The organism is Micromonospora sp. M51 (assembly GCF_018070305.1).
GTDB lineage: Bacteria > Actinomycetota > Actinomycetes > Mycobacteriales > Micromonosporaceae > Micromonospora > Micromonospora parva.
Window position 1 is genome coordinate 1 of the sequence record NZ_JAGPXZ010000769.1, and the last position, 2,798, is coordinate 2,798.

4 protein-coding genes, 1 tRNA gene and 1 pseudogene are annotated in these 2,798 nt (G+C 69.3%); 3 read left to right on the forward strand and 3 right to left on the reverse strand.

Translation table 11 applies throughout. The features are described from left to right. On the forward strand, nucleotides 1-138 hold a 138-nt coding region (locus KBX53_RS28445; RefSeq protein WP_247676359.1), incomplete at its 5' end, for an FAD-dependent oxidoreductase. 121 nt (nucleotides 139-259) lie between these two features. After that, nucleotides 260-336, forward strand: a tRNA-Ile gene (locus KBX53_RS28450). A gap of 62 nt (nucleotides 337-398) precedes the next feature. Here the strand turns inward: KBX53_RS28450 and KBX53_RS28455 are convergent. The 3 genes from KBX53_RS28455 to KBX53_RS28465 form a co-directional block, all read right to left on the reverse strand. After that, a complete protein-coding gene (locus KBX53_RS28455; RefSeq protein WP_210862645.1) occupies nucleotides 399-947 on the reverse strand; it encodes an AAA family ATPase in 549 nt (182 codons plus the stop codon). Nucleotides 948-982: 35 nt separating this feature from the next. Beyond that, entirely contained in the window at nucleotides 983-1,774 is a 792-nt protein-coding gene (locus tag KBX53_RS28460; RefSeq protein ID WP_210862647.1) for an alpha/beta fold hydrolase, read from the reverse strand. A gap of 107 nt (nucleotides 1,775-1,881) precedes the next feature. Beyond that, the gene (locus KBX53_RS28465) at nucleotides 1,882-2,523 is read right to left on the reverse strand and encodes a hypothetical protein (protein WP_210862650.1); all 642 of its coding nucleotides are present in this window, start codon (nucleotides 2,521-2,523) and stop codon (nucleotides 1,882-1,884) included. 104 nt (nucleotides 2,524-2,627) lie between these two features. Between KBX53_RS28465 and KBX53_RS28470 the strand changes: the two are divergent. Further along, nucleotides 2,628-2,798: pseudogene (locus KBX53_RS28470) on the forward strand (uridylate kinase); the annotation flags it as partial.

The window sequence follows — 2,798 nt, forward strand, 5'->3', positions numbered from 1 at the left end:
CAACTGCGCAAGCCGGTGGCGTTGGGGGAGGGCCTGTTCGTGGCCGGTGACCACCGGGACAGCCCATCGATCCAGGGCGCTCTCACCAGCGGCTGGCGCGCCGCCGGCGCGGTGCTGGACGAGCTGCGTGCCGGCTGACAGGCGTACCTGAGCACGCTGTTTTATTCCTGTTGCCCATCGTGGTGGCGCAGGGGTGGGCGCCGGCCGGCGCGGTGCTGGCTGCTGACCGCCGAGCGGGATAAGATCCGGCGCGGTGTTCGGGGCGGTAGCTCAGCCGGTTAGAGCAGGGGACTCATAATCCCTCGGTCGCGGGTTCGAGTCCCGCCCGCCCCACCAGCCGTCCCCCCCCGGTCAGCCATGCTGCCGACGACCCGGACAACGACCGTCAGTGCCGGCCTTCAGGTCTCGCCAGGAGCGTGCCCGAGATCCCCCCCGGTGGCCCGGAGAACGCTTTGCTGGGCTGCCTGGGCGGGCGTGAGGTGCGTGGTGTCAACGACCTCGGCTTCGGCATGCAGCCAGGTGCGGGCCGCCTCGGCGTAGGGCGCAAGGTATTTGAGACGGAACGGGGAGGGGACGGGGTGTTCCCCCTCGATACGCCTGCGGAGGGTGTCCTGGTCGGCGTGGAGGACGAAGTGCCTCACCGGTATGGCGTGCTGGGCGAGGCCTCCGCTGATCTCGCGCCAGTACTGCTCCACCAGGACGGTCATGGGCATCACCAGAGTGCCGCCGGTGTAGTCGAGCACGCGGTGGGCGGTCTCGACGACGAGCTGCCGCCACGGCGGCCAGTGCTGGAAGTTGTCCGTCTCGGGCAGCCCCGGCGTGATGTCCATGAGTGTCTCGCCGACCTTCTCGGCGTCGAACACCCGTGAATTCGGGACCAGTTGTTGCACGAGCGCGCTGGTCGTCGTCTTGCCCGCGCCGTGGGTGCCGTTGATCCATACGATCACGGCGCACCCTAACGCGCATGAGCAACCGGGCGGCGTTATGGACGCGATCCTGAGTCGGGACGATTCCCGAGTTCGGACAGAAAGGCGCGAACGGCGGCGGCGAACTCTGCCTGAGCGTCGTGATGCACCACGTGACCGGCGGGCAGCTCGGCAAGACGAGCCTGGCCGGCGCGACGGGCGATCATCTCGCGAGCGTGGTCCGCCGCCAGTTCATCGCTGCGCGTACCACGGATCAGGAGAGTAGGGCAGCTCACCGAAACCCAGTCCTTCCAGTGGTCACCGCTGAGTGCCTGCTGGGACGCGACCGTGTCGCCGATGTCGAATGAGAAGCCCCATCCGTCCGTGAACTGGCGGAAGGAACACTCCAGGTAGGGCGCCGCCGCGCCCAGTGCCGAGGTCAGCGCATCGCGCGACGGCGCGTGGCGGGGGAGGCTGGTCGTGAACGACCAGTCAACGTCCACGTCCGCGCCGATGTCCTCGACGATCAGCGCGGTGACCCGGTCCGCGTACCGCCCGGCGTACTGGTAGGCGTTGACTCCGCCAAGTGAGTGGCCCAGCACCGCCACGGGGCCGACCTGCAGGTGCCGGTGGAACGCGGCGAGGTCGGCGACATAATCGTCACGCGCATAGCTCTCGGCACGGTCCGACGCTCCGTGCCCGCGCTGATCGAGCGCGATCACCCGCCACTGCGGTGCCAACGCCTCAGCCAGCGGCGCGAATGCCGACGCCTCGTTGTAGTGCCCGTGAAGAGCCAGGAGGGGAGCACCCGGGCCACCGAAGTCCAGATAGGAAAGAGTCCGACTCCCAACGGTGAAGAACCTACGCATGACCTGGGATGTTAGACCCGTGGTTCCCCGCGCGTCGGGAGCGGTGTGGGGGTCCGAGTCCCGCCCGCCCCACCACGGCATCGCCCAGACCATTCGACCCTCCAGCGTCAGCGTGGTCGGCTGACGGACGAGACCCTTGGGTCGACGGAGTAACGGCGGACGACGTCGGCGGCGTCGCCAGCGGTGGCACCGGGATCGAACAGCACCTCCAGGCACGGTGCCTGCGGCCCTTCGGACCCGAAGCCTGCTACCACGCCGTCGGGGTCGAAGCGGTGGCTCTCGCGCACCAGTTCGTCAGCGGATTCCCCCTGCCGCACGCACACCACCGCCTCGGGCTGACCACCACCCCAGGCCAGTGCCGGAGCTGACACGCCGACGGTGAGCACCACTGCCGACCCCACGCCGATCACTGTCATCCGGCCAAGCCCCGGCCGGCTGGTCGGCGAGACCACCGCCACCAGTGCGGACAGCACGTACACCCAGAGCGCCCGCTTGTCGGCCGAGTCGTGCAGACCCAACGCGACGACGCCGGCTCCGACGGTCTGTGCGGCCAGGCTGACCAGCCGGAACCTCGGCGAGTCGACCAGCGCCGCCGGTATCGCGGCAAGCGCACCAAGCAGCAGGAGAAGCACGACAAGCCCGTACGCACTCCATTCACGGCGCGCGTCCAGGGCGAGCAACACCAGTGCCACCACGTGTCCGCAGACGACAAGCGGGGGGCGGAGGTACGCCAGCAACCGTGCGACCATCGGACGACCATACGTGATGTGACCCACTGTGACAGGGATTCGCATCCAGTTCGCGGGCCGTCGACGGACGGTGGGGGAGCGATGTGAGACGAGAACCAGCAGACCTGGCCCACGGCACCCGCGACGACCTGATCCACCGCCTGGCTGAGGCGGTCGGGTCCGTGACCGTCGCGCACCCGACGCGGGTCGCCGTCGACGGACCACCCGCCGCTGGTAAGACCACCCTCGCCGACGAACTGGCCGTCGTCCTGCGCGACCAGGGCCGCGACGTCATC